21 protein-coding genes are annotated in these 22,175 nt (G+C 70.3%); 2 read left to right on the top strand and 19 right to left on the bottom strand.

Annotation, left to right across the window (positions count from 1 at the left end):
• Positions 1-33 precede the first annotated feature (33 nt).
• The 4 genes from C6376_RS21880 to C6376_RS21865 all read right to left on the bottom strand — a co-directional run bounded on the left by C6376_RS21880 (position 34) and on the right by C6376_RS21865 (position 4,184).
• Entirely contained in the window at positions 34-693 is a 660-nt protein-coding gene (locus C6376_RS21880) for a vitamin K epoxide reductase family protein (protein ID WP_107444986.1), read from the bottom strand.
• 343 nt (positions 694-1,036) lie between these two features.
• Entirely contained in the window at positions 1,037-2,158 is a 1,122-nt protein-coding gene (locus tag C6376_RS21875; RefSeq protein ID WP_107441906.1) for an IS630 family transposase, read from the bottom strand.
• A 34-nt stretch (positions 2,159-2,192) separates the two neighbouring features.
• Positions 2,193-3,455, bottom strand: coding sequence for a histidine--tRNA ligase (gene hisS, locus C6376_RS21870; RefSeq protein WP_107444985.1), 1,263 nt, complete (start codon positions 3,453-3,455; stop codon positions 2,193-2,195).
• 12 nt (positions 3,456-3,467) lie between these two features.
• Positions 3,468-4,184 (bottom strand): MBL fold metallo-hydrolase, encoded by a 717-nt coding sequence (locus C6376_RS21865; protein ID WP_107444984.1) that lies wholly within the window; start codon positions 4,182-4,184, stop codon positions 3,468-3,470.
• Positions 4,185-4,364: 180 nt separating this feature from the next.
• Between C6376_RS21865 and C6376_RS21860 the strand changes: the two genes are divergently transcribed.
• Complete coding sequence (locus tag C6376_RS21860) at positions 4,365-5,186, top strand: peptidylprolyl isomerase (protein ID WP_107444983.1); 822 nt, start codon at positions 4,365-4,367, stop codon at positions 5,184-5,186.
• A 155-nt stretch (positions 5,187-5,341) separates the two neighbouring features.
• Entirely contained in the window at positions 5,342-6,571 is a 1,230-nt protein-coding gene (locus tag C6376_RS21855) for a DUF349 domain-containing protein (RefSeq protein ID WP_107444982.1), read from the top strand.
• A gap of 112 nt (positions 6,572-6,683) precedes the next feature.
• Here the strand turns inward: C6376_RS21855 and C6376_RS21850 are convergent, their stop codons facing one another.
• From C6376_RS21850 to pgsA, 15 genes are all read right to left on the bottom strand, one after another.
• Positions 6,684-9,212 (bottom strand): bifunctional (p)ppGpp synthetase/guanosine-3',5'-bis(diphosphate) 3'-pyrophosphohydrolase, encoded by a 2,529-nt coding sequence (locus C6376_RS21850; RefSeq protein WP_107444981.1) that lies wholly within the window; start codon positions 9,210-9,212, stop codon positions 6,684-6,686.
• 180 nt (positions 9,213-9,392) lie between these two features.
• Positions 9,393-9,932, bottom strand: a complete 540-nt coding sequence (locus C6376_RS21845) for an adenine phosphoribosyltransferase (protein ID WP_107444980.1) — start codon at positions 9,930-9,932, stop codon at positions 9,393-9,395.
• Positions 9,929-11,047: a protein translocase subunit SecF gene (secF, locus tag C6376_RS21840; RefSeq protein WP_107444979.1), complete on the bottom strand. Its 1,119-nt coding sequence runs from the start codon at positions 11,045-11,047 to the stop codon at positions 9,929-9,931. The genes C6376_RS21845 and secF overlap by 4 nt, the downstream gene beginning before the upstream one ends.
• 3 nt (positions 11,048-11,050) lie before the next feature.
• Positions 11,051-12,823: a protein translocase subunit SecD gene (gene secD, locus C6376_RS21835; RefSeq protein ID WP_173985703.1), complete on the bottom strand. Its 1,773-nt coding sequence runs from the start codon at positions 12,821-12,823 to the stop codon at positions 11,051-11,053.
• 133 nt (positions 12,824-12,956) lie between these two features.
• Positions 12,957-13,463, bottom strand: coding sequence for a preprotein translocase subunit YajC (yajC, locus tag C6376_RS21825; protein ID WP_107444978.1), 507 nt, complete (start codon positions 13,461-13,463; stop codon positions 12,957-12,959).
• A gap of 175 nt (positions 13,464-13,638) precedes the next feature.
• Positions 13,639-14,712 carry a Holliday junction branch migration DNA helicase RuvB gene (gene ruvB / locus C6376_RS21820; RefSeq protein ID WP_107444977.1) on the bottom strand — a complete coding sequence of 358 codons (1,074 nt, stop codon included), beginning with the start codon at positions 14,710-14,712 and terminating at the stop codon, positions 13,639-13,641.
• A 10-nt stretch (positions 14,713-14,722) separates the two neighbouring features.
• Positions 14,723-15,328, bottom strand: a complete 606-nt coding sequence (ruvA, locus tag C6376_RS21815; protein WP_107444976.1) for a Holliday junction branch migration protein RuvA — start codon at positions 15,326-15,328, stop codon at positions 14,723-14,725.
• A complete protein-coding gene (gene ruvC, locus C6376_RS21810) occupies positions 15,325-15,894 on the bottom strand; it encodes a crossover junction endodeoxyribonuclease RuvC (RefSeq protein ID WP_107444975.1) in 570 nt (189 codons plus the stop codon). Before ruvC ends, ruvA begins: the two co-directional genes overlap by 4 nt.
• Positions 15,895-16,067: 173 nt before the next feature.
• Entirely contained in the window at positions 16,068-16,820 is a 753-nt protein-coding gene (locus C6376_RS21805) for a YebC/PmpR family DNA-binding transcriptional regulator (protein ID WP_107444974.1), read from the bottom strand.
• Positions 16,821-16,897: 77 nt separating this feature from the next.
• A complete protein-coding gene (gene pdxT / locus C6376_RS21800) occupies positions 16,898-17,506 on the bottom strand; it encodes a pyridoxal 5'-phosphate synthase glutaminase subunit PdxT (protein WP_107444973.1) in 609 nt (202 codons plus the stop codon).
• Positions 17,507-17,512: 6 nt separating this feature from the next.
• On the bottom strand, positions 17,513-18,424 hold the full coding sequence (pdxS, locus tag C6376_RS21795) for a pyridoxal 5'-phosphate synthase lyase subunit PdxS (RefSeq protein WP_057580365.1): 912 nt from the start codon (positions 18,422-18,424) through the stop codon (positions 17,513-17,515).
• 169 nt (positions 18,425-18,593) lie between these two features.
• Positions 18,594-19,136, bottom strand: a complete 543-nt coding sequence (locus tag C6376_RS21790) for a hypothetical protein (RefSeq protein WP_107444972.1) — start codon at positions 19,134-19,136, stop codon at positions 18,594-18,596.
• A gap of 42 nt (positions 19,137-19,178) precedes the next feature.
• Positions 19,179-20,348: a glycosyltransferase family 4 protein gene (locus C6376_RS21785; RefSeq protein ID WP_107449096.1), complete on the bottom strand. Its 1,170-nt coding sequence runs from the start codon at positions 20,346-20,348 to the stop codon at positions 19,179-19,181.
• Positions 20,345-21,277, bottom strand: a complete 933-nt coding sequence (locus tag C6376_RS21780; RefSeq protein ID WP_107444971.1) for a phosphatidylinositol mannoside acyltransferase — start codon at positions 21,275-21,277, stop codon at positions 20,345-20,347. The genes C6376_RS21785 and C6376_RS21780 overlap by 4 nt, the downstream gene beginning before the upstream one ends.
• Positions 21,274-22,047, bottom strand: coding sequence for a phosphatidylinositol phosphate synthase (pgsA, locus tag C6376_RS21775; RefSeq protein ID WP_107444970.1), 774 nt, complete (start codon positions 22,045-22,047; stop codon positions 21,274-21,276). The genes C6376_RS21780 and pgsA overlap by 4 nt, the downstream gene beginning before the upstream one ends.
• Between the last annotated feature and the right edge of the window lie 128 nt (positions 22,048-22,175).

The following is a 22,175-nucleotide window of genomic DNA, read 5'->3' as shown; positions in this document are numbered from 1 at the left end:
CAGTCCCCTCCGGGCGCCCGCGCGGCTGCGGGCTCAGGCCCAGAGGTCGGCGCCCCAGCGGGTCAGGATCAGCATCGCGATGATGCCGGCATGCGTGACCGGCAGGACCCAGGTGAACTCGCCGAGGAACCGCTTCAGCCCCGCGGGGGCGGGGAGGAGGCCGTTGCGCATGTTGAACGAGGTGACGTACCAGAACATGGTGATCGTCGCGACCCAGGCCAGCGAGCACCACAGACACAGGGCGTTGATCTTGTACAGCGACTGGTACTGCAGCCAGGTGCAGAAGACGACGCCGAAGAGCGTGCCGAAGTTGAAGGTCAGCCAGTACCAGCGCGGGAAGCGGGCCCGGGTCAGCAGACTCATGCCCACGCAGATCACCACGCCGTAGGCGACCAGGCCGAGCATCGGGTTGGGGAACCCGAAGACGGACGCCTGCTTGCTCTGCATGATGCTGCCGCAGGAGATGACCGGGTTGATGCTGCAGCCGGGCGTGAAGGTCGTGCCCGCGACCTTGGCCTCGAGGATCTTGAACTTGTCGATCGTGATGACCCACGCGGCGAGCAGACCGGCCGCGCCGGTGATCAGCAGCAGGATCGCGAACGCACGGCTGCCGCCCACCGTCCGTGGCTCCATCGCGGCCACGTGCTCGGGCTCGGACTCCGTGGAGGCGGCTTTCACTGTCGTCTTGCTCATCACGCCGATCCGTCACTTGAGAGTTGGACCATCTTCGGGCAGTGGCCATTGTGCCGCACAGGGCCGGCCGTCCACCGTTCGCTGGACATAAGGAGGTACGTGCGGCCACCCCCTGGCGTTCGGTTCCGGCCGGCACTCGAAGCATGACAACACACCCGAACCCCTCGCGGTGGATGTACCCGGCCTGCATACGGGCGGGCCGGGGAGCGCCGGGGCAGACCCGGAGGTGAGCGGTCGCGTGGGGCGCTCAGGCCTCGCCGTCGCCCGGAAGGGGAACCGGCGCACGCGGAGTTGACGGCGGGCGGGGACGCCGGGCAGCCACCCGGCGTCCCCCCGTGAAGCGCTAGTGTCCTGCGCCAGAGATCCGTCGGCAGAAGCGGGCAAGGGAGTCGAGGATCTCTTGGGCTGTCTTGGTCCAGATGAACGGCTTGGGTTCTTTGTTCCAGTCCTTGACCCATGCCCGAATGTCGGCTTCGAGGGCCTGGATGTTCTTGTGTGCGCCGCGGCGGATCATCTGGTGGGCCAGGTAGCCGAACCACCGCTCGACCTGGTTGATCCAGGAGGAGCCGGTCGGGGTGAAGTGCAGCTCGAACCTGGGGTGTTTGGCCAGCCAGGCCTTGATCGCGGGAGTCTTGTGAGTGCCGTAATTGTCCACGATCAAGTGGACCTGCAGGTGCGCGGGCACCTCCTTGTCGATCCGGATCAGGAACTTCTTGAACTCCACGGCCCGATGCCGACGGTGCAGGGCACTGATCACCTCGCCGGTGGCGACATCGAACGCGGCGAACAAGGTGGTCAGGCCGTTGCGGACGTAGTCGTGAGTACGCCGCTCGGGCATGCCCGGCATTATCGGCAGCACCGGCTGCGACCGGTCCAGGGCCTGGATCTGCGACTTCTCGTCCACCGAGAGGACCACCGCACCCTCGGGCGGGTTGAAGTACAGACCCACGACGTCGTAGACCTTCTCCACGAACAACGGATCCGTCGACAGCTTGAACGTGTCCGCCAGATGCGGCTTGAGCTGGAACTTCCGCCAGATCCGGCCGACCGTGGACTTCGACAGGCCGCTGTGCTCCGCCATCGACTTCCGCGACCAGTGGGTGGCGTTCTTCGGGATCTCCTCCAGCGTCGTGACCACGACCGCCTCCACCTGGTCGACGCTGATGGTGGGCGGCCGGCCCGGCCGGGGCTCGTCGACCAGGCCGTCCAGCCGCTCCGCCAAAAACCGCCGCCGCCACTTACGGACGGTGTCGGCGGCCACCCGCAACTCGCGGGCGACCACGACGATTGGCGGTACCTCCGGACCAGCGCACGCCAGCACAATCCGCGCCCGCAAGGCCACGGCCTGGGCCGATGTCGCCCTACGCGTCCACCGCTCCAACTCCGCCCGCTCGTCATCAGACAGCAGCAACGGTTCCAGCTTCGGGCCCCGACGAGGAACTGACGCACCAGCAGCAGAAGTCACACAACTACTAACGATCAACTACTGGCGCAGGACACTAGCCGAGCTTCGCCTCCAGTTCGGCCACGATCTCGTTGACGCCGATCGCCGTCTGCTCGCCGGACTCCATGTCCTTGAGCTGGACGACGCCCTCGGCGAGGTCGCGTTCACCGGCCACGACGCAGTAGCGCGCCCCGCTGCGGTTGGCGCTCTTCATGGCGCCCTTGAGACCCTTGCCGCCGTACGCGAAGTCGGCCGCGACGCCGAGCTTGCGCAACTCGGTGACCTTGGCGAAGAGCACCCGGCGGGCCTCCTCGCCGAGCGGCACCGCGTACACGGAGGTCGAGGCGGGCAGCCTGAGCTCCACCCCCTCCGCCTCCAGCGCGAGGACCGTGCGGTCGACGCCCAGCGCCCAGCCCACGGAGGGCAGCGCGGGGCCGCCGATCATCTCGGAGAGGCCGTCGTAGCGGCCGCCGCCGCCCACCGCGGACTGCGAGCCCAGCCCGTCGTGGACGAACTCGAAGGTCGTGCGCGTGTAGTAGTCCAGACCGCGGACCAGCTTGGGATCGTCCTCGAAGGCGACGCCCGCCGCGGTGATCAGCTCGCGCACCTCCTCGTGGTACGCCTTGCAGGCGTCGCAGAGGTAGTCGCGCAGCAGCGGCGCCTCCCCGAGCTGCTTCTGGACCGACTCGCGCTTGTCGTCGAGCACCCGGAGCGGGTTGATCTCCGCGCGGCGCAGCGTGTCCTCGTCCAGGTCGAGGCCTCGCAGGAAGTTCTGGAGCGCCTCCCGGTACACCGGGCGGCACTCCTTGTCGCCGAGGCTGTTGAGGAGGATGCGGAAGTTGCGCAGCCCCAGGGAGCGGTACGCCTGGTCCGCCAGGATGATCAGCTCGGCGTCCAGCGCCGGGTCCTCCGCGCCGATCGCCTCGGCGCCCACCTGGGAGAAGTGACGGTAGCGACCCTTCTGAGGGCGCTCGTAGCGGTAGTACGAGCCGGAGTACCAGAGCTTGACCGGCAGGTTGCCCACCTTGTGCAGGTTGGCCTCCAGCGCGGCGCGCAGCACGGACGCGGTGCCCTCGGGACGCAGGGCCAGCCTGTCGCCGCCCTTGGTCTCGAAGGCGTACATCTCCTTCGTGACGATGTCGGTCGATTCGCCGACACCGCGCGCGAAGAGTTCGACGTTCTCGAAGCCGGGCGTCTCGACATAGCCGTAGCCGGAGTTGCGCAGCGGGGCGGCGATGGCCTCGCGGACGGCGAGGTACTGGGCGCTGTCAGGCGGGATCAGGTCGTACGTGCCCTTGGGGGCCTGAAAGGTGCTCACGGAAGTCTCTCGTCACATTCCTCGTCGGGGAGGGGTGGGCGAACCCGCTCCCTGGCCGCCGGCCGCCACCTGCCGCAGATACGGGTTGGCGGCGCGCTCCTGGCCGATGGTCGTCTGGGGGCCGTGGCCGGACAGCACCACGGTCGAGTCGTCGAGCGGCAGGCACACGCGGGCCAGCGAGTCGAGCATCTCGGCCATGTCACCGCCGGGCAGGTCGGTGCGTCCGATGGAGCCGGCGAACAGCAGATCCCCGGAGAAGAACACCGACGGGACGTCGTTCGTCTCGGGCATCCGGAAGGTCACCGACCCCTTGGTATGGCCCGGGGCGTGCGCGACGGAGAACTCCAGTCCGGCCAGGTCGAGCCCGGCCCCGTCGGTGAGCTCGCGGACGTCGTCCGGCTCCCCCACGGTGAGCTCGCCCATCAGCGGCATACCGATGGACCGGCCCAGCGCCTTCTCGGGGTCGCTCATCATGTAGCGGTCCTCGGGGTGGATCCAGGCCGGCACGTCGTGCGCGCCGCACACCGGGACGACCGAGGCCACATGGTCGATGTGACCGTGGGTGAGGACGACGGCAACGGGCTTCAGCCGATGCTTTCTGATCGCTTCCTCGACGCCTGGGGCCGCCTGGTGGCCCGGGTCGATGATCACGCACTCCTCGCCGGCGGCCGGGGCGACGAGATAACAGTTCGTCCCCCAGGCTCCGGCGGGGAACCCGGCAATGAGCACGATCGTCCTTCGTTTGTGTCGATACGCGTGGGCTTCTGGGCGGCTGCGCCAGTGGTCAGAGCCTACCGGCGCTGCCGTTTCCTCAGCGAACCCATATACGGTACGGGACACACGCAGGCGGTCGGCTCACAAGACGCACGCGTCCCAGTCGACGTACGAGACGCATGAGGAGAGAACCCGGTGGTCACCCAGGAACAGCGGAAGCGTCAGCTCGCCCGGGAGAAGTTCTTGCGGCAGCAGCAGCGGCGCACGAGCGCCCGGCGCAAGGCCCGTATGCGCAACTCGGTGATCGCGTCGGTGCTCGGCGTGATCGTCATCGGCAGCCTGGCGCTGTACACGACGGGTGTCCTGAAGGACGACGGCAAGGACAAGACGAACGCGAGTTCGCAGACGACCCCGTCCGCCGCGCCCAGCGCCGCCAAGGACCCGTGCGAGAAGCCGGCCGCCGGCGCGGTCAAGACGCAGACCTGGAAGAAGGAGCCGGCGGTCACGATCGACGCGTCGGCCAAGTACACGATGACGCTCGCGACGACCTGCGGCGACATCGACATAGCGCTCAAGGCGAAGGCCGCGCCGCACACGGTGAACTCGTTCGGGTTCCTCGCCGGCAAGGGCTACTTCGACCACACCAAGTGCCACCGCCTCACCACCAACGGGATCTACGTGCTGCAGTGCGGCGACCCGACGGGCAGCGGCAGCGGCGGCCCCGGCTACACGATCCCGGACGAGAACCTGAAGGACGCCTCCCTCAAGGCCAACGTCTACCCGGCGGGCACGGTCGCGATGGCCAACACCGGGCAGGCGCACACCGGCGGCAGCCAGTTCTTCCTCGTCTACCAGGACAGTCAGCTGCCGCCCAGCTACACACCGTTCGGCACGGTGTCGGCCGAAGGCATGAAGGTCCTGAAGAAGATCGCCGCCGCGGGCGAGAACACCGGCGCGGGCGACGGCGCCCCGAACGCGACGGTCGTGATCGACAAGGCGACGGTCACGAAGTCCTGACGACGAACCGGTGGCCAGGGCGGTCAACTGCCCAATTTCGGTCGTGCGGGATGCGGACAGGCGGCCTGCCGGTCGCCTATGTTGGCCGTGACGAAACTGTGGACGATGCCCAGGGGCCCTGAGGCCCCTCGGAGGCATCATGTGGAGGAGGCGCTGTGAGCAGCGACCCGTGGGGCCGCGTCGACGAGACGGGCACCGTGTACGTGCGTACCGCCGACGGCGAGCAGGTGGTCGGTTCCTGGCAGGCAGGCTCCCCCGAGGAAGCCCTGGCCTACTTCGAGCGCAAGTACGAGGGCCTGGTTGTCGAGATCGGCCTCCTCGAGAAGCGGGTGCAGACCACCGATCTCTCGGCGAAGGACGCGCAGGTCGCGATCGACCACATTCGCGAGCAGGTGGACGCGCACCACGCCGTCGGTGATCTGCAGGCGCTGCGGGAGCGGCTGGACAAGCTGGTGGCGACCGTCGAGTCGCGACGCGAGGAGCGCAGGCAACAGCGGGCGAAGCAGTCCGACCAGGCCCGGCACGCCAAGGAGGACCTGGTCACCGAGGCGGAACAGCTCGCACAGTCCGACCAGTGGCGGGCCGCCGGTGAGCGGCTGCGCGCCCTGGTGGACACGTGGAAGGGGCTGCCCCGGCTGGACCGCAAGTCGGACGACGAACTGTGGCACCGGTTCTCGCACGCGCGCTCGGCGTTCTCCAAGCGCCGCAAGGCGCACTTCGCGCAGCTCGACGCACAGCGTGAGGAGGCCCGCCGGATCAAGGAGCGGCTGGTCTCCGAGGCCGAGGGCCTGTCCGGTTCGACGGACTGGGGTCCGACCGCCGCGCGCTACCGCGAGCTGATGGCGGACTGGAAGGCGGCCGGCCGTGCCCAGCGCGAGCACGAGGACGACCTGTGGAACCGCTTCCGCGGCGCCCAGGACGTCTTCTTCGCCGCCCGCAGCTCGGTCTTCGCCGAGCGGGACGCGGAGCAGACGGAGAACCTCAAGCTCAAGGAGGAGCTGGCCGAGGAGGCCGAGAAGCTGCTCCCGATCGGCGACCTGAAGGCGGCGCGGGCCGCGTTCCGTTCGATCAACGAGCGCTGGGAGGCCATCGGCCATGTCCCGCGGGACGCCCGGCCGAAGGTCGAGGGCCGGATGCACGCCGTGGAGCGGGCGATCCAGGAGTCCGAGGAGACGGAGTGGCGCCGGACGAACCCGGAGGCACGCGCGCGTGCCGCGGGCCTCACCGGTCAGCTCCAGGGCGCCGTGGACAAGCTGAGGGCACAGATCGAGCAGGCTCGCGCCCAGGGCAACTCGGCGAAGGCCGACAAGCTGGAGCGGGAGCTCGAGGGCCGTCAGGCGCTGCTGGACCAGGCTCTGAAGGGTCTGCACGAGTTCGGCGGCTGAGGCGGACCGGCTCCGCTGAGGACCGCACGCGGCGAGCGGCCCCCGTACCTGGTGTACGGGGGCCGCTTCGCGTTCTCGCCGCCGTCCTGCGGCGTGCGCGCCGACGGCCGTTCTAGGGCCTGCGCGCCGACGTCACCCGGTACACGTCGTAGACGCCCTCGACGCCGCGTACGGCCTTCAGGACGTGCCCCAGATGCTTGGGGTCGCCCATCTCGAAGGTGAAGCGGGAGGTGGCCACCCGGTCGCGGGACGTCTGTACCGCCGCGGACAGGATGTTGACGTGCTGGTCGGACAGGACGCGCGTGACGTCCGAGAGGAGCCGGGAGCGGTCCAGCGCCTCGACCTGGATCGCGACCAGGAAGACCGAGGACTGCGTGGGCGCCCACTCGACCTCGAGGATCCGTTCGGGCTCGCGTGACAGTGACTCCACGTTGACGCAGTCGCTGCGGTGAACCGATACGCCGCTGCCCCGCGTGACGAAGCCGATGATGGGATCGCCGGGCACGGGCGTACAGCAGCGGGCCAGCTTGACCCACACGTCGTCGACGCCCTTGACGACGACGCCGGGGTCCTGGTTGCTGCGCCGCTTGCGGCCGCGGCTGTGGGACGGCGGGACCGTCTCGTCGATCTCCTCGGAGGCGGCCTCCTCGCCGCCGAGCGCCTGGACCAGCTTCTGCACGATGTTCTGCGCGGAGACATGGCCCTCGCCGATCGCCGCGTACAGCGCGGAGATGTCCGAGTACCGCATCTCGTGCGCGAGCGTCACCAGCGAGTCGCCGGTCAGGATGCGCTGGATCGGCAGGTTCTGCTTGCGCATGGCGCGGACGATGGAGTCCTTGCCCTGCTCGATCGCCTCGTCGCGGCGCTCCTTGGAGAACCAGGCGCGGATCTTGTTGCGGGCGCGCGGCGACTTGACGAAGTTCAGCCAGTCCCGGGACGGACCCGCCCCGGCGGCCTTGGAGGTGAAGACCTCCACCAGGTCGCCGTTGTCCAGGGTCGACTCCAGCGGCACGAGACGCCCGTTGACCCGGGCTCCTATCGTGCGGTGGCCCACCTCCGTGTGCACCGCGTACGAGAAGTCCACGGGCGTCGCGCCGGCCGGCAGCGCTATCACGTCACCCTTCGGTGTGAAGACGAAGACCTCGTTGCGCGACAGGTCGAAACGCAGGGACTCCAGGAACTCGCCCGGGTCCTCGGTCTCCTTCTGCCAGTCGAGGAGCTGGCGCAGCCAGGCCATGTCGTTGAGGTGGTCGTCCTTGCCGGTGGTCCTCGGCTGGTCCGAGCGCACCTTCGAGGTGCCGGCGACGGCCTCCTGCTTGTACTTCCAGTGCGCGGCGATGCCGTACTCGGCGCGGCGGTGCATGTCGAACGTGCGGATCTGGAGTTCGACCGGCTTGCCGTTCGGGCCGATGACCGTCGTGTGCAGCGACTGGTACATGTTGAACTTGGGCATCGCGATGTAGTCCTTGAACCGGCCGGGAACCGGGTTCCATCGCGCGTGCACGGTGCCGAGCGCCGCGTAGCAGTCGCGGACGGTGTCCACGAGGACGCGGATGCCCACCAGGTCGTAGATCTCCGCGAAGTCGCGGCCGCGGACGATCATCTTCTGGTAGACGCTGTAGTAGTGCTTCGGGCGGCCGGTGACCGTCGCCTTGATGCGCGCGGCCCGCAGATCGGCCTGCACCTCGTCGGTCACTATGGCCAGGTACTCGTCGCGCTTGGGGGCCCGCTCGGCGACCAGGCGGACGATCTCGTCGTACATCTTGGGGTAGAGGATCGCGAAGGCGAGGTCCTCCAGTTCCCACTTGATGGTGTTCATGCCCAGGCGGTGGGCGAGGGGCGCGTAGATCTCGAGGGTCTCGCGCGCCTTCTTCTCCTGCTTCTCCCGCTTGAGGTAGCGCATGGTCCGCATGTTGTGCAGGCGGTCCGCGAGCTTGATGACCAGCACCCGCGGGTCCTTGGCCATGGCGACGACCATCTTGCGCACGGTCTCGGCCTGCGCGGCCTCGCCGAACTTCACCTTGTCCAGCTTGGTGACGCCGTCGACGAGCAGGGCGACCTGATCGCCGAAGTCGCGGCGCAGGTCCTCCAGGCCGTACTCGGTGTCCTCGACGGTGTCGTGCAGCAGACCGGCCATGAGGGTGGCCGGATCCATGCCCAGCTCGGCGAGGATCGTGGTCACCGCGAGGGGGTGGGTGATGTACGGGTCGCCGCTCTTGCGCTTCTGGCCGCGGTGCCAGCGTTCGGCGACCTGGTAGGACTTCTCGATCTGGCGCAGGGTCGCCGTCTCGATCTTCGGGTCGTTGCTGCGCACTATCCGCAGCAGCGGCTCCAGGACCGGGTTGTACGGGTTCTGGCGCTGGACGCCGAGACGGGCGAGACGGGCGCGGACGCGGTTGGAGGAGCCTGACCGGGCGGCCTGCTGCGGGGCGGCGGCCTGACGGCCGGCGGGCGCCGCCGTAGCGTCCTCGGGCGGAGCCGGCTTGGGACGGGGCTGCTCGGCGGGCCCGTCGGCGGGCGCGGAACGGTCGTGCCCGGCCGGGCCGCGGCTGTCCGCCTGCGCCTGCGACGCGGGGGTGGCCGCGGGCGCCGAGGCGGACTCGGGCTTGGCGGCTGTCAGGTGCTGGGCCTCGTCTGGCAAGAGGACTCCTCGTGCGCGATCCGGGTTCCCGGTCGGGCTCCGGAGCACCCATCGTAGCGATCCTGCGCCCCGGGATCGCCTTCAGGCCGATGTGAGGGCCGTCCACCGGTGAAACGCGAGGGGCGGGCACCGGATTCCTCCGGGCCCGCCCGTTCGCGTACGGCGGTGCGCAGACCGCGTTCAGATGGTGAGCAGCGCCTCCAGGGGCGCCCCGCGCAGGGCCGCCTCCAGGCGGGGACGCCCGTCGAGGAAGCCCAGCTCCATCAGGACCGCGACCCCGGCAACCTCGGCGCCGGCACGGTGTATGAGCTGGATCGACGCCTCGGCGGTACCGCCGGTGGCGAGGACGTCGTCGACGATCAGCACGCGGTCGCCGACGGTCAGGTCCTCCGCGTGCACCTCGATCTCGGCCGAGCCGTACTCCAGGTCGTAGGCCTGGCTGAGGGTCGCTCCGGGGAGCTTGCCCGCCTTGCGCACGGGGATGAAGCCCAGGCCGGCGCGGACGGCGACCGGGGCGCCCAGGATGAATCCCCGGGCTTCCAGGCCGACGATCTTGGTGGCGCCGGTGCGCTCGGCGATCAGCGCGAACGCGTCGGTGAGCGCGGTGAACGCCGCCGGATCCGCCAGGAGCGGGGTGATGTCCTTGAACATCACGCCCGGCTCCGGGTAGTCGGCCACGTCCCGGATGCGGCTGAGGAGCAGCTCCTCGACGCCGGTCACCGTCGCTTCCCCGACGGACGGCCACGGCCCCGGCCCCGGGACCCGGGCTGGTTGCGCGGGCCGACGACGGCAGGCGTCGCGTCCTCCGGGTCGTCGTCGTAGCCGTCGGCAGTGCGCGGCTCGTCGCCTCGCTCGCCCTCGGCCGGGGACTGGGCCCGCTTGGCGAGGACGCGCTTCTTCAGTGCCTTGTACTGCGGCTCGATCTCCTTGAGGTCGGCGACGAGCGGCGTGGCGATGAAGATCGAGGAGTAGGCGCCCGCCGCGAGACCGACGAACAGCGACAGCGAGATGTCGTTGAGCGTGCCCGCGCCGAGGAAGCCGCCGCCGATGAACAGCAGACCCGCCACCGGCAGCAGCGCGACGACCGTGGTGTTGATGGAGCGGACCAGGGTGCCGTTGATCGAGCGGTTGGCGACCTCGCTGTAGGTGAAGCGGGTCTGCTTGGTGAGGTCCTTCGTCTGCTCCTTGAGGGAGTCGAAGACGACGACCGTGTCGTACAGCGAGTAACCGAGGATGGTCAGCAGACCGATCACCGTGCCTGGCGTGACCTCGAAGCCGACGAGGGCGTAGATGCCGACGGTGATGGTGATGTCGTGGATCAGGGCGACGAGGGCGGCGATGGCCATCCGCCACTCGAAGGCGATCGCCAGGTAGATCACGACCAGCACCATGAAGATCGCCAGGCCCTGCCAGGCCTTGCTGGCGATCTGGTCGCCCCAGCTCGGACCGACGAGGTCGGCGTTGATGCTCTCCGGGTCGACCTTGAAGTCCTCGGCGAGCTTGTTCTTGATCTCGTCGGACTGCTGGATGTCCATGCCGGCGATCTGGATGCGCACCGAACCGTCGCCGAGCTTCTGCACGACCGCGTCGTGGCCCGAGGCGGTCTTCGCCGCGTCCTCGGCCTGGGTCACGGAGATGCTGCCGTTCTTCGCCGTGGTGAAGACGGCGCCGCCCTGGAAGTCGATGCCCATGTTCAGGCCGCGCACCGCCAGGCCGAGGACGGCCGTGATGGTGATCAGGATCGAGATGCCGTACCAGAGCTTGCGGTGCCCGATGAAGTCGTAGCTGATCTCGCCACGGTGCAGCCGGGCGCCGAGGTTACCGAGTTTGGACATCGCTCACGCCTCCTTCGTCTCGACGGGACCGGCGACGGGACCGCCGGGACGGCGGGTGCGGCGCAGCGGCGGCTGGGCACCCAGGCTCTTCGGGTCGAGGCCGGACCACTTGTGGCCGTTCGCGAAGAACTTCCGCCGAGCGATGAGCGTCATCAGCGGCTTGGTGAAGAAGAAGACCACGACCACGTCGAGGACGGTGGTCAGGCCCAGCGTGAACGCGAAGCCCTGGACCTTGCCGACCGTGACGACGAACAGCACGGCGGCGGCGAGGAACGACACGAAGTCGGAGACCAGGATGGTGCGCCGGGCCCGGGGCCAGGCCCGCTCGACGGCGGGGCGCAGAGTGCGGCCCTCGCGGATCTCGTCGCGGACACGTTCGAAGTAGACGATGAACGAGTCCGCTGTGATGCCGATGGCGACGATGGCTCCGCAGACGGCCGGCAGGTTCAGCGCGAAGCCGATGGCCGGGCCGAGCAGGGCCATGAGCACGTAGGTGAGGGCCGCCGAGACCAGCAGCGAGGCGAGGGCGACGAGCGCCAGACCGCGGTAGTACGCCACCAGGTACAGGACGACCAGGGCGAGGCCGATGGCGCCCGCCAGCAGACCGGCGTGCAGCTGGTCGCCGCCGAGGGCAGCCGTCACGGTGGTCGTGCTCTGCTCCTGGAAGCTGAGCGGGAGCGCGCCGTAGGACAGCATGTTGGCGAGGCCCTGGGCCTCCTCCTGCTTGAAGCTGCCGGAGATCTGCGCCTGGCCGCCGGTGATCGCGCTCTGCACGAACGGGCTGGAGACGACGTCGCCGTCGAGCACGATGCCGAACTCGTTCTGCGGCTGCTGGTTCTGCGCCAGCTTGCCCGTGATGTCGGCGAACTTCTTGCCGCCCGACTTGGTGAAGGTCATGGTGACCTGCCAGCCGGCGGCACCCTGCGTGTCGAAGACGGCCTGGGCCTTCTTGACGTCGGTGCCGTCGACCGCGGCCGGGCCGAGCAGGTACTTGTACCAGACGTTGTCGATCTCACCGCAGGCGACGGTCGCGTCGCCGGGCTTGACGCCCTCGCTGACCGCGGTGCGGACCTTCTTGTCGGTGCAGTCCAGGGCCGCGTACTTGGCCTGGAGCGCGGTGGCCTCGGCGGGGGCGGTGGCGCCACCGGAGGCTGACGGGCTGGGGGACGCCTTCGCCTTGGCGCCCGCGGCAGCCGACGGGGTGGCGTCGGCCTTGAGCGCGTCGGTGACGGCGCGGCCCTGCGAGGTGGCGGAGGCCGAGGGGGACGAGGAGGAGGTCGCCTTCTCACCCTTGGCGGAGGCGCTCGCCGAAGGGCTGGGAGACGCGCTCGACGAACCGCTCGGGGACGCGCTCGACGAGGGGGCGGCGGGGCCGGTGGCCTCCTGGGCCAGGACCGGACGGAAGTACAGCTTGGCGGGGGTGCCGACCTGCTTGCGGGCTTCCGCGGAGTTGGTGCCCTTGGGGATGTTGACGATGATGTTGTCGCGTCCCTGGGTCTGCACCTCCGCCTCGGTGACGCCCAGCCCGTTGACACGGCGGTTCATGATGTCGACCGCGGTGTCCATGTTGGCCTTGTTGATCGCGGATCCCTGGTCGGCCTTCGCCTTCAGCGTGATGCTGGTACCGCCGGCGAGGTCGATGCCAAGACGCGGAGTGGTGTGACCGGAGGCGAACATGCCTCCGGTGAGCCCCACGATGGCGATCAGGATCAGGGCCAGCGTGCGCCCTGGTTTGCTCTGGGCACTCGCACTCCGGCCCTTCTTGGGTGCTGCCACCTTCTCGTACTCCCTCTCGGGCCGCCTTGCGCCGGGTCAGCGCGGCGGCGGCCATGACATGGTGTGGGATCCCCTGGCGAGATGCGCGCGCCCCGGCGCCGTCGGGTGTGCACCCTGAGCTCCGGGGTCGTGGCTACTTCTTCTCGTCGGAGTCGCCCTCGGTCTTCTTCGGCTCCTCGTCGGCCTCGGCCTGCTCGCCCTCGGCGGCCTTCTCCCGGACCTCGTCGGTCTCGTCCTTCTTGCCGAGGTCGACAACCTTGTCGTCGGAGGCGGCAGCTTCGTCGACGGAGTCGTCGGTCTCGGCGAGGGAGGAGGCGTCGTCCGGGACGACGTCGGAGTCGGACTTCAGGTCGTGCTCGATGCCGTGCACGATGCGGTTGTACTCGTCGTCGGTCAGGACGGCGCCGATCGCGTTCTTCGCGAAGAGGAGTTCCACGCCCGGTCCCGCGTCGAGGAGAAGCGTGTCGTCGTTGACCTCCTTGACCGTCGCGTACATGCCGCCGATGGTGCGGACACCACTGCCGGGCTGCAGTTCGTTACGCATGGCGGCCGCCTGCTGCTGCTTCTTCTTGGCCGACCGGGTCATCAGGAACATGGCCCCGATGAGCACGATGAACGGGAGGAGGGTCAAAGGACTCACGGGTCGGAACTTCCTTCAAACGACCGCGGCGGTTGAGCGGCCTCATGGATGGGGGTTGTGTGCTGCCGACTAGGGCGGCATCGGCGGAGTCTAAGCGAGTCCGCGCGCAGGGAACAACGCTCAGCATGGCACCTGGGTTCCTGACCCGGCCAATGTCCTCGCCGAAGCCCCGGCGTCACGTCCCGAACAGGTCCTGCTGCCCGCTTCCCTGGCCCGGGGCCCGGGGCGGAGTGAGGCCTAGGTGCGTCCAGGCGGCCGGGGTCGCCACCCGGCCGCGCGGTGTGCGGGCGAGCAGCCCCTCCCGGACGAGGAAGGGTTCGGCCACCTCCTCCACGGTCTCACGCTCCTCCCCCACGGCGACGGCGAGCGTGGACAGACCGACCGGGCCGCCCCCGAACAGTTTCAGCAGGGCTTCCAGGACCCCCCGGTCCAGGCGGTCCAGCCCCCGCTCGTCCACCTCGTAGACCTTCAGCGCCGCCGCGGCGATCTCGCGGGTCACCCTCCCGTCGGCCTTGACCTGCGCGTAGTCGCGGACACGGCGCAGCAGACGGTTGGCGATACGGGGCGTGCCGCGGGAGCGGCCGGCGATCTCGGCCGCCCCCTCCGCGTCGATCTCGACGTCGAGGAGGTCGGCCGAGCGGTGGATGACGCGTCGCAGCTCGCCGGGCTCGTAGAACTCCATGTGCGCGGTGAACCCGAAGCGGTCGCGCAGCGGGGGCGGCAGCAGGCCCGCGCGCGTGGTGGCGCCGACGAGGGTGAAGGGGGGCAGTTCGAGGGGGATGGCGGTGGCGCCGGGGCCCTTGCCGACGATGACGTCGACGCGGAAGTCCTCCATCGCCATGTACAGCATCTCCTCGGCGGGCCGGGACATGCGGTGGATCTCGTCGAGGAAGAGGACCTCGCCCTCCTGGAGCGAGGAGAGGATCGCGGCGAGGTCGCCGGCGTGCTGGATCGCGGGACCTGAGGTGATGCGGATCGGGGCGCCCATCTCCGCGGCAATGATCATCGAGAGGGTGGTCTTGCCGAGGCCGGGGGCTCCGGAGAGCAGCACGTGGTCGGCGGTCGCGCCCCGCGCGCGGGCGGCGCGCAGGACGAGGTCGAGCTGCTCGCGGACCTTCTCCTGACCGATGAACTCGCCGAGGTCCTTGGGACGCAGGGCGGCCTCGACGGCCTGGTCCTCCCGGTCGGCGACCGAGCCCACCAGCCGCTCCTCGGCGGTGGTGTCCTCGGTCGTGTCGTCCCAGTTCACTGACGTTCTCCTAGCGGGCGCGGTTCAGGGTCTGCAGGGCGGCCTTCAGCAGCTGGCCGACCTGGGGCGCACCGCCGGCGGCCTCGGCCCGCGGGGTCACTGCGGCGACCGCCTCGTCGGCCTCGCGGGTGGCGTAGCCGAGGCCGATCAGGGCGGCGTGCAGCTGGTCGCGCCAGCCGCTGGTGACCGGTGCTCCGACCGCGGGGGCGCCGATCGGCTCGCCGAGCCGGTCCTTGAGCTCCAGCAGCAGCTTCTGCGCGCCCCTCTTGCCGATGCCGGGGACGGCGATCAGCGCCTTCTCGTCTCCGGTGGCCACCGCGCGGCGCAGGGCGTCCGGGGCGTGGACCGCCAGCATGGCCTGGGCGAGCCGGGGGCCGACGCCACTGGCGGTCTGCAGCAGTTCGAAGACCTGACGCTCGTCGTCGTCGACGAAGCCGTAGAGGGTCAGCGAGTCCTCCCGTACGACGAGGGAGGTGGCGAGCTTGGCCGGTTTGCCGAGCCGGAGCGTGGACAGCGTGTTCGGCGAGCACTGGACGGCCATGCCCACACCGCCCACCTCCAGCACCGCGGTGTCCGGGGCGAGTGCGGCGACGGTGCCGCTGACGAAGGCGATCATGCCGTACGGCCTTTCGATGTGATCGGGGCGGTCTCGGGGTGCGTGCGCGCCTTGGCGGTGTGCCGGGCGATCGCCTGCTGGAGCCGGTTCTGCGCGGGTGCGCGCCAGATGTGGCAGATGGCGAGGGCGAGGGCGTCGGCGGCGTCGGCCGGTCTGGGGGGCGCGTCGAGTCGCAGCAGGCGGGTGACCATCGCGCCGACCTGGGCCTTGTCCGCGCGCCCGCTGCCGGTGACGGCGGCCTTGACCTCGCTGGGGGTGTGCAGGGCGACGGGGATGCCGCGGCGGGCCGCGCACAGCATGGCGACGGCACTCGCCTGGGCGGTGCCCATCACCGTGCGCACGTTGTGCTGGCTGAACACCCGTTCCACGGCGACGAATTCGGGCCGGTGTTCGTCGAGCCACGCTTCGATGCCCTGCTCGACGGCGACGAGGCGCTGTCCCAACTCGGCGTCGGCGGGGGTCCGTACGACTCCCACACCGAGCATGGTGAGGGGCCGGCCCGCGACTCCCTCGACGACGCCGACACCGCACCGTGTCAGTCCGGGGTCCACCCCGAGTACCCGCACGCCCGCCCTCCCTTCGCTCTCCCCCGGCCCGGCCGGGACGCCCACCGGTTCGTGCAGGCTATCGGGTGCCACCGACAACGCCTGGCGGCACACGCCCCTGCGCACGCCCGGCAACGCGACGGGCCGACGGGGGTGTCCCGTCGGCCCGTTCGAAGACGCGGTGGAGCGCCGGCTCAGGCGTCGACCTTCTCCATGACCTCGTCGCTGACGTCGAAGTTGGCGAAGACGTTCTGCACGTCGTCGCTGTCCTCGAGCGCGTCGATCAGCTTGAAGATCTTCCGCGCGCCGTCCTCGTCGAGCTCGACCTGCATGGTCGGGACGAAGTTGGCCTCGGCCGAGTCGTAGTCGATGCCGGCCTCCTGGAGCGCGGTGCGCACCGCGACCAGGTCGGTGGCCTCGGAGAGGACCTCGAAGGTCTCACCGAGGTCGTTGACCTCTTCGGCGCCCGCGTCGAGCACGGCGCCGAGGACGTCGTCCTCGGCCAGCTCGCCCTTGGGGACGACGACGACGCCCTTGCGGTTGAAGAGGTACGACACCGAGCCCGGGTCGGCCATGGAGCCGCCGTTGCGGGTCATGGCCACGCGGACGTCTGAGGCTGCGCGGTTGCGGTTGTCGGTGAGGCACTCGATGAGGACCGCGACGCCGTTCGGTCCGTAACCCTCGTACATGATCGTCTCGTAGTCGGCGCCGCCGGCCTCGAGACCGGCGCCGCGCTTCACCGCGGAGTCGATGTTCTTGTTCGGGACCGAGCTCTTCTTGGCCTTCTGGATGGCGTCGAACAGCGTCGGGTTGCCGGACACGTCCGCGCCACCGGTACGGGCCGCGACTTCGATGTTCTTGATCATCTTCGCGAAGAGCTTGCCGCGCTTGGCGTCGATCACGGCCTTCTTGTGCTTCGTCGTAGCCCATTTAGAGTGGCCGGACATCTGCCTGTCTCCTTCGCGTAACCCAACCTGGACGAACTCCCCGGGCCTGCGGAGCCAGAGGGGACCTCCAGATCCTACTAGGACGCCGCCACCCGGTTCGCGCGCACCATGTCCACGAAGAGGGCGTGCACCCGGTGGTCGCCGGTCAGCTCCGGGTGGAACGAGGTGGCGAGCGCGTTGCCCTGGCGGACCGCGACGATGTGCCCGCCGTGCTCGGCGAGCACCTCGGCCCGGGCGCCCACGGACTCGACCCAGGGAGCGCGGATGAAGACACCCTCCACGGGAGGGCCCTGCACGCCCACGACGTCCACCGTGGCCTCGAAGGACTCGTTCTGACGTCCGAACGCGTTGCGGCGCACGATCATGTCGATGCCGCCGACGGTCTCCTGGCCCGAGCGCGGGTCGAGGATCTTGTCGGCGAGCATGATCATGCCCGCGCAGGTGCCGTAGACGGGCATGCCGGACCGTACACGCGCGCGAAGGGGCTCCATCACGCCGAACAGGACGGCCAGCTTGGAGATGGTCGTGGACTCGCCGCCGGGTATGACGAGGCCGTCGACCTCGGCGAGTTCCTCGGGGCGCCGCACCGGCCTGGCCACGGCGTCGGCCGCGGCCAGGGCTACGAGGTGCTCCCGTACGTCGCCCTGGAGGGCCAGGACGCCTATGACAGGGACCGTGTCGCTCATGAGGTGTTACCAGCCGCGGTTGGCGTAGCGCTCGGCCTCGGGGAGGGTGTCGCAGTTGATGCCGACCATGGCCTCGCCCAGGTTGCGGGACGCGTCCGCGATGATCTTCGGGTCGTCGTAGAAGGTGGTCGCCTTCACGATCGCGGCGGCACGCTTGGCCGGGTCGCCGGACTTGAAGATGCCGGAGCCGACGAAGACGCCCTCGGCGCCGAGCTGGCGCATCAGCGCGGCGTCGGCCGGGGTGGCGACACCGCCGGCGGAGAACAGCACGACCGGGAGCTTGCCGAGCTCGGCGACCTCCTTGACCAGCTCGTAGGGGGCGCGCAGGTCCTTGGCGGCGGCGTACAGCTCGTTGTTGTCGTAGCCGCGCAGACGGGCGATCTCGTTCTTGATCTGGCGCAGGTGGCGCACGGCCTCGACGACGTTGCCGGTGCCGGCCTCACCCTTGGAGCGGATCATCGCGGCGCCCTCGGCGATGCGGCGCAGGGCCTCGCCCAGGTTGGTGGCGCCGCAGACGAACGGGGTCGTGAAGGCGAACTTGTCGCTGTGGTTGACCTCGTCGGCCGGGGTGAGGACCTCGGACTCGTCGATGTAGTCGACGCCGAGCGACTGCAGGACCTGGGCCTCGACGAAGTGGCCGATCCGGGACTTGGCCATGACCGGGATGGACACGGCCTCGATGATGCCCTCGATCATGTCGGGGTCCGACATCCGGGCGACGCCGCCGTCCTTGCGGATGTCGGCCGGGACCCGCTCCAGCGCCATGACGGCGACGGCGCCCGCGTCCTCGGCGATCTTCGCCTGCTCCGGCGTGACGACGTCCATGATCACGCCGCCCTTGAGCTGCTCGGCCATCCCGCGCTTCACGCGCGCGGTGCCGGTCTCGGGGGTCTGGTTTTCGGAGATCGTGCTGGACACGGGTGACCTCACTAGTCGAAAAGAGGATTCTTCGGCACTGAGGAAACGCGAATGGACCAGTCCACAGCAAGGGCCAATGTGCAGCCGGTGGATCCTTTTCCCGGGCGGCGCCCGAGCAGCCCCCGACGCACGCCGATGCGCCGCCCGGACGGGCTCGGCCGGTCCCCGGTCAGACGGCCCGGTCGGCCAGCGCCGACGGGGGTTCGTCGTCCATCTCGAAGGCCATCGGGAACGGGGCGTGGCCGGCCAGGCGGAACCAGCGGACCTTGCGGTGCTCGCGCAGTCTGCGGACGGCGCCCACCGCGTCGTTGTGGAAGCGCCGGGCCATGGGGACCCGGCGGACTGCCTCCGTGAGCTCGCGGGCCGCCTCCTCCCCGCCGGGCGCCTCGCGTACGACCTCGACCTGCTGGACATCCGCGAAGACGGCCCGCAGGGCCTGGCTGAGCTCGCTCTCGGCGACCTCGCGCTGCTCCTCCTCGGCCTGTCGGGCGGCGTGCGCGGCCTCGTACAGGACGATCGAGGCGGCGGGGTCGAGGACCTTGGAGGTGGCCAGTTCCTGGGCCACCGACGCGCGGCGCAGCAGCTGCGCGTCGAGCGCCGCACGGGCGGCGTCGATGCGGGCGTGCAGCCGGTCGAGCCGTCCCGCCGTCCAGCTCAGGTAGAGGCCGATCGCGACGAGGACGACCAGGATCCAGATCAGGGTTGCGGTCACGGGCGGCAAGGCTACCCGCGATCCCCGCGGCGGCGGGGCGGGTCAGTCCCTGGCCAGCCCGAGCCGGGCCCGCAACCCCGTCGATCCCCGTTCGTCGTCGGCCGCGACCGCCGCCGCTCCCGCCGTCACCGTCTCGTAGACCGACAGGATGTCGGCGCCGACGGTCGACCAGTCGAAGCGCCGCACATGCGCGCTGCCCCGCTCGCTCAGCTGCTCCCGGCGTTCCGGGTCGCCCAGGAGCCGTACCGCCGCGGCGGCCAGCGCGTCCGCGTCCTCGTTGGCGAACAGCTCGCCCGCCGCGCCTTGGTCGAGGACCTGGGCGAACGCGTCGAGGTCGGAGGCGAGCACCGGCGCTCCCGCCGACATGGCCTCGACGAGGATGATGCCGAAGCTCTCGCCGCCGGTGTTGGGCGCGACGTAGAGGTCGACGCTGCGCAGGAAGCGCGCCTTGTCCTCGTCGCTGACCATGCCGAGGAACTCCACGCGCGCGTGCAACTCCTTCGGCAGGTTCTCCACCGCTTCCTTCTCGTCGCCGCGCCCGGCGACCAGCAGCCGTGCGTCCGGGCGTTCGGCGAAGATCTTCGGCAGGGCCCGCATCAGCACGGGCAGGCCCTTGCGCGACTCGTCGATGCGTCCGACGAAGCCGATGGTGCCGCCCTGCCAGTCGGGGTTGGGCTCGGCCTTGGCGAAGAAGTCGACGTCGACGCCGTTCGGGATGACGACCGCGTCGCCGCCGAGGTGCTCGACCAGCGTCCGCCGGGCGTACTCGCTGACGGCGATACGCGCGCTGATCTTCTCCAGGGCGGCCTGGAGGATGGAGTACGCGGCGATCATGGCCCGTGAGCGCGGGTTGGACGTGTGGAAGGTCGCCACGATCGGGCCGGAGGCCGCCCAGCAGGTCAGCAGGCCGAGCGAGGGAGAGGTCGGCTCGTGGATGTGGACGACGTCGAACGTGCCGTCGTGCAGCCAGCGTCGCACGCGCGCGGCGGACAGGAACCCGAAGTTGAGCCGGGCGACGGAGCCGTTGTACGGCACTGGGACCGCCCGGCCGGCCGAGACGACGTACGGCGGCAGCGGGGTGTCGTCGTCGGCCGGGGCGAGGACGGACACCTCGTGTCCGAGCCCGACGAAGTACTCGGCGAGGTCGCGGATGTGGAACTGGACGCCGCCCGGGACGTCCCAGGAGTACGGGCAGACGATGCCGATTCTCACGCGCTCGCCCCGTCCGACGGGCGGGGCGGCGACGGGCGGGATTCCAGGTCGGCGAGCCACAGTCGCTGCAGCATGTGCCAGTCCTCCGGGTGGTCGGCGATGCCGGTGGCGAAGGCGTCTGCCAGCGCCTGTGTCATGACGGACGTCTTCTCGGCCCGGGTGCCGGCCTCGGGCACCTCGACGGGCGGGTGCACGCGGCCCTGCATGACGGGCGAGTCGTCGTACCAGAGCGTGACGGGCAGCAGCAGCGCGCCGGTCTGCTGGGCGAGCAGGGCGGGTCCGGCGGGCATCCGGGCGGTGTCCCCGAAGAAGTCGACCTCGACGCCGGAGGCGGACAGGTCGCGCTCGGCGACCAGGCAGACCAGACCGCCGTCACGCAGCCGCCGGGCGAGGGTGCCGAAGGCGGCGCCGCCGGTGTGCGGCAGCACCTCCATGCCGAGGCCCTCCCGGTAGGCGACGAACCGGTCGTACAGCGTCTCGGGCCTGAGGCGTTCGGCGACGGTGGTGAACGGCGTGCGCAGCTTCGTCGTGACCCAGGCGCCGGCCAGATCCCAGTTGGCCATGTGCGGCAGCGCCAGGACGACGCCCCGGTCCGAGGCGATGCCGTCCGTCAGGTGGTGCAGGTCCTTGGGATCGAAGCCGTCGGCGACGCGCTCGGCGCTCCAGGCCGGCAGCCGGAAGGACTCCATCCAGTACCGCAGGTAGGAGCGCATCCCCGCGCGGGAGAGCTCGGCCAGGCGCTCCGGGCTCGCGTCCGGCACCACGCGCGCGTAGTTGCTCTCCAGGCGCAGCACGCCCTTCCCGCGCCGCTTCCACACGAGGTCGGCGACGGTGCGGCCGAGGCGTACGGCGGCGGGCTCGGGGAGCTTCTTGACGGCGCTCCAGCCGAGACCGTACAACGCGTCCGTCAGACGCTCCTGGGCGCTCACTTCGCGGCCTCGCTCCCCCGGGCCTCGCTGCCGTGTGCCTCGTCCGCCCGCTCCGCGACGTCCGGGGCGTCGGCCGCGGCCGCCTGCTCCGCCTCGGCGGATTCCCGGCGGACCGTGACGACGCGCTGGATCAGCGTGACGAGGCTGCCGACGGCGACGATCCACAGCGCGATCGGCAGCAACACCTGGATGCCGGGCACGCCGAACGCGTGCAGACCCGAGAGTCCGGCCGCGACCAGCGAGATCACCAGGCGTTCGGCGCGTTCCACCAGCCCGTTGACGGCGACCGGCAGGCCGATCGACTCGCCGCGGGCCTTCGTGTACGACACCACCTGACCGCTGGCCAGACAGAAGATCGAGACGGCGCACAGGGCGTTGTCGTCGCCGTGGCCCGCGTACCAGAGTGCGAAGCCGCCGAAGATCGCGCCGTCGGCGACCCGGTCGAGCGTGGAGTCCAGGAAGGCCCCCCAGCGACTGGTACGGCCGAGCTGGCGGGCCATGTTGCCGTCGACGAGGTCGGAGAACACGAAGAGCGTGATCACGATCGTGCCCCAGAAGAACTCGCCCCGGGGGTAGAAGACCAGCGCGCCCGCGATCACGCCGGCGGTGCCGAGGAGCGTGACCGTGTCGGGGCTCACGCCCCTGCGGATGAGAAACGCGGCGAACGGTGTGAGGACACGCGTGAAGAATGCACGCGCGTACTTGTTCAGCATGGCCTTCCCGAGGTTCGGTGTGGCCGTGCGGCCCCTGCTGGCCGTCGGCTGGCCCATCGTAGTCACGCGCGTGTGTGAGCGACGGTCGGGCACCCGGCCCCCCGCACCGTTTCACGGCCGCACGGTGTCCGGCACGCGGCCGGGTCGCGTCCGTCGTATGGACGCGCCGTGGCGGGAGTGGAAAG

The organism is Streptomyces sp. P3 (assembly GCF_003032475.1).
Classification (GTDB): domain Bacteria; phylum Actinomycetota; class Actinomycetes; order Streptomycetales; family Streptomycetaceae; genus Streptomyces.
This window is presented reverse-complemented; position numbering and strand designations above follow the sequence as displayed.

Coding starts and splice junctions, on each gene's coding strand:
- C6376_RS21880 (WP_107444986.1), bottom strand. CDS start 693: ATGAGCAAGACGACAGTGAAAGCCGCCTCCACGGAGTCCGAGCCCGAG.
- C6376_RS21805 (WP_107444974.1), bottom strand. CDS start 16,820: ATGTCCGGCCACTCTAAATGGGCTACGACGAAGCACAAGAAGGCCGTG.
- secF (WP_107444979.1), bottom strand. CDS start 11,047: ATGTCCAAACTCGGTAACCTCGGCGCCCGGCTGCACCGTGGCGAGATC.
- ruvA (WP_107444976.1), bottom strand. CDS start 15,328: ATGATCGCCTTCGTCAGCGGCACCGTCGCCGCACTCGCCCCGGACACC.
- pgsA (WP_107444970.1), bottom strand. CDS start 22,047: ATGGGCCAGCCGACGGCCAGCAGGGGCCGCACGGCCACACCGAACCTC.
- pdxT (WP_107444973.1), bottom strand. CDS start 17,506: ATGAGCGACACGGTCCCTGTCATAGGCGTCCTGGCCCTCCAGGGCGAC.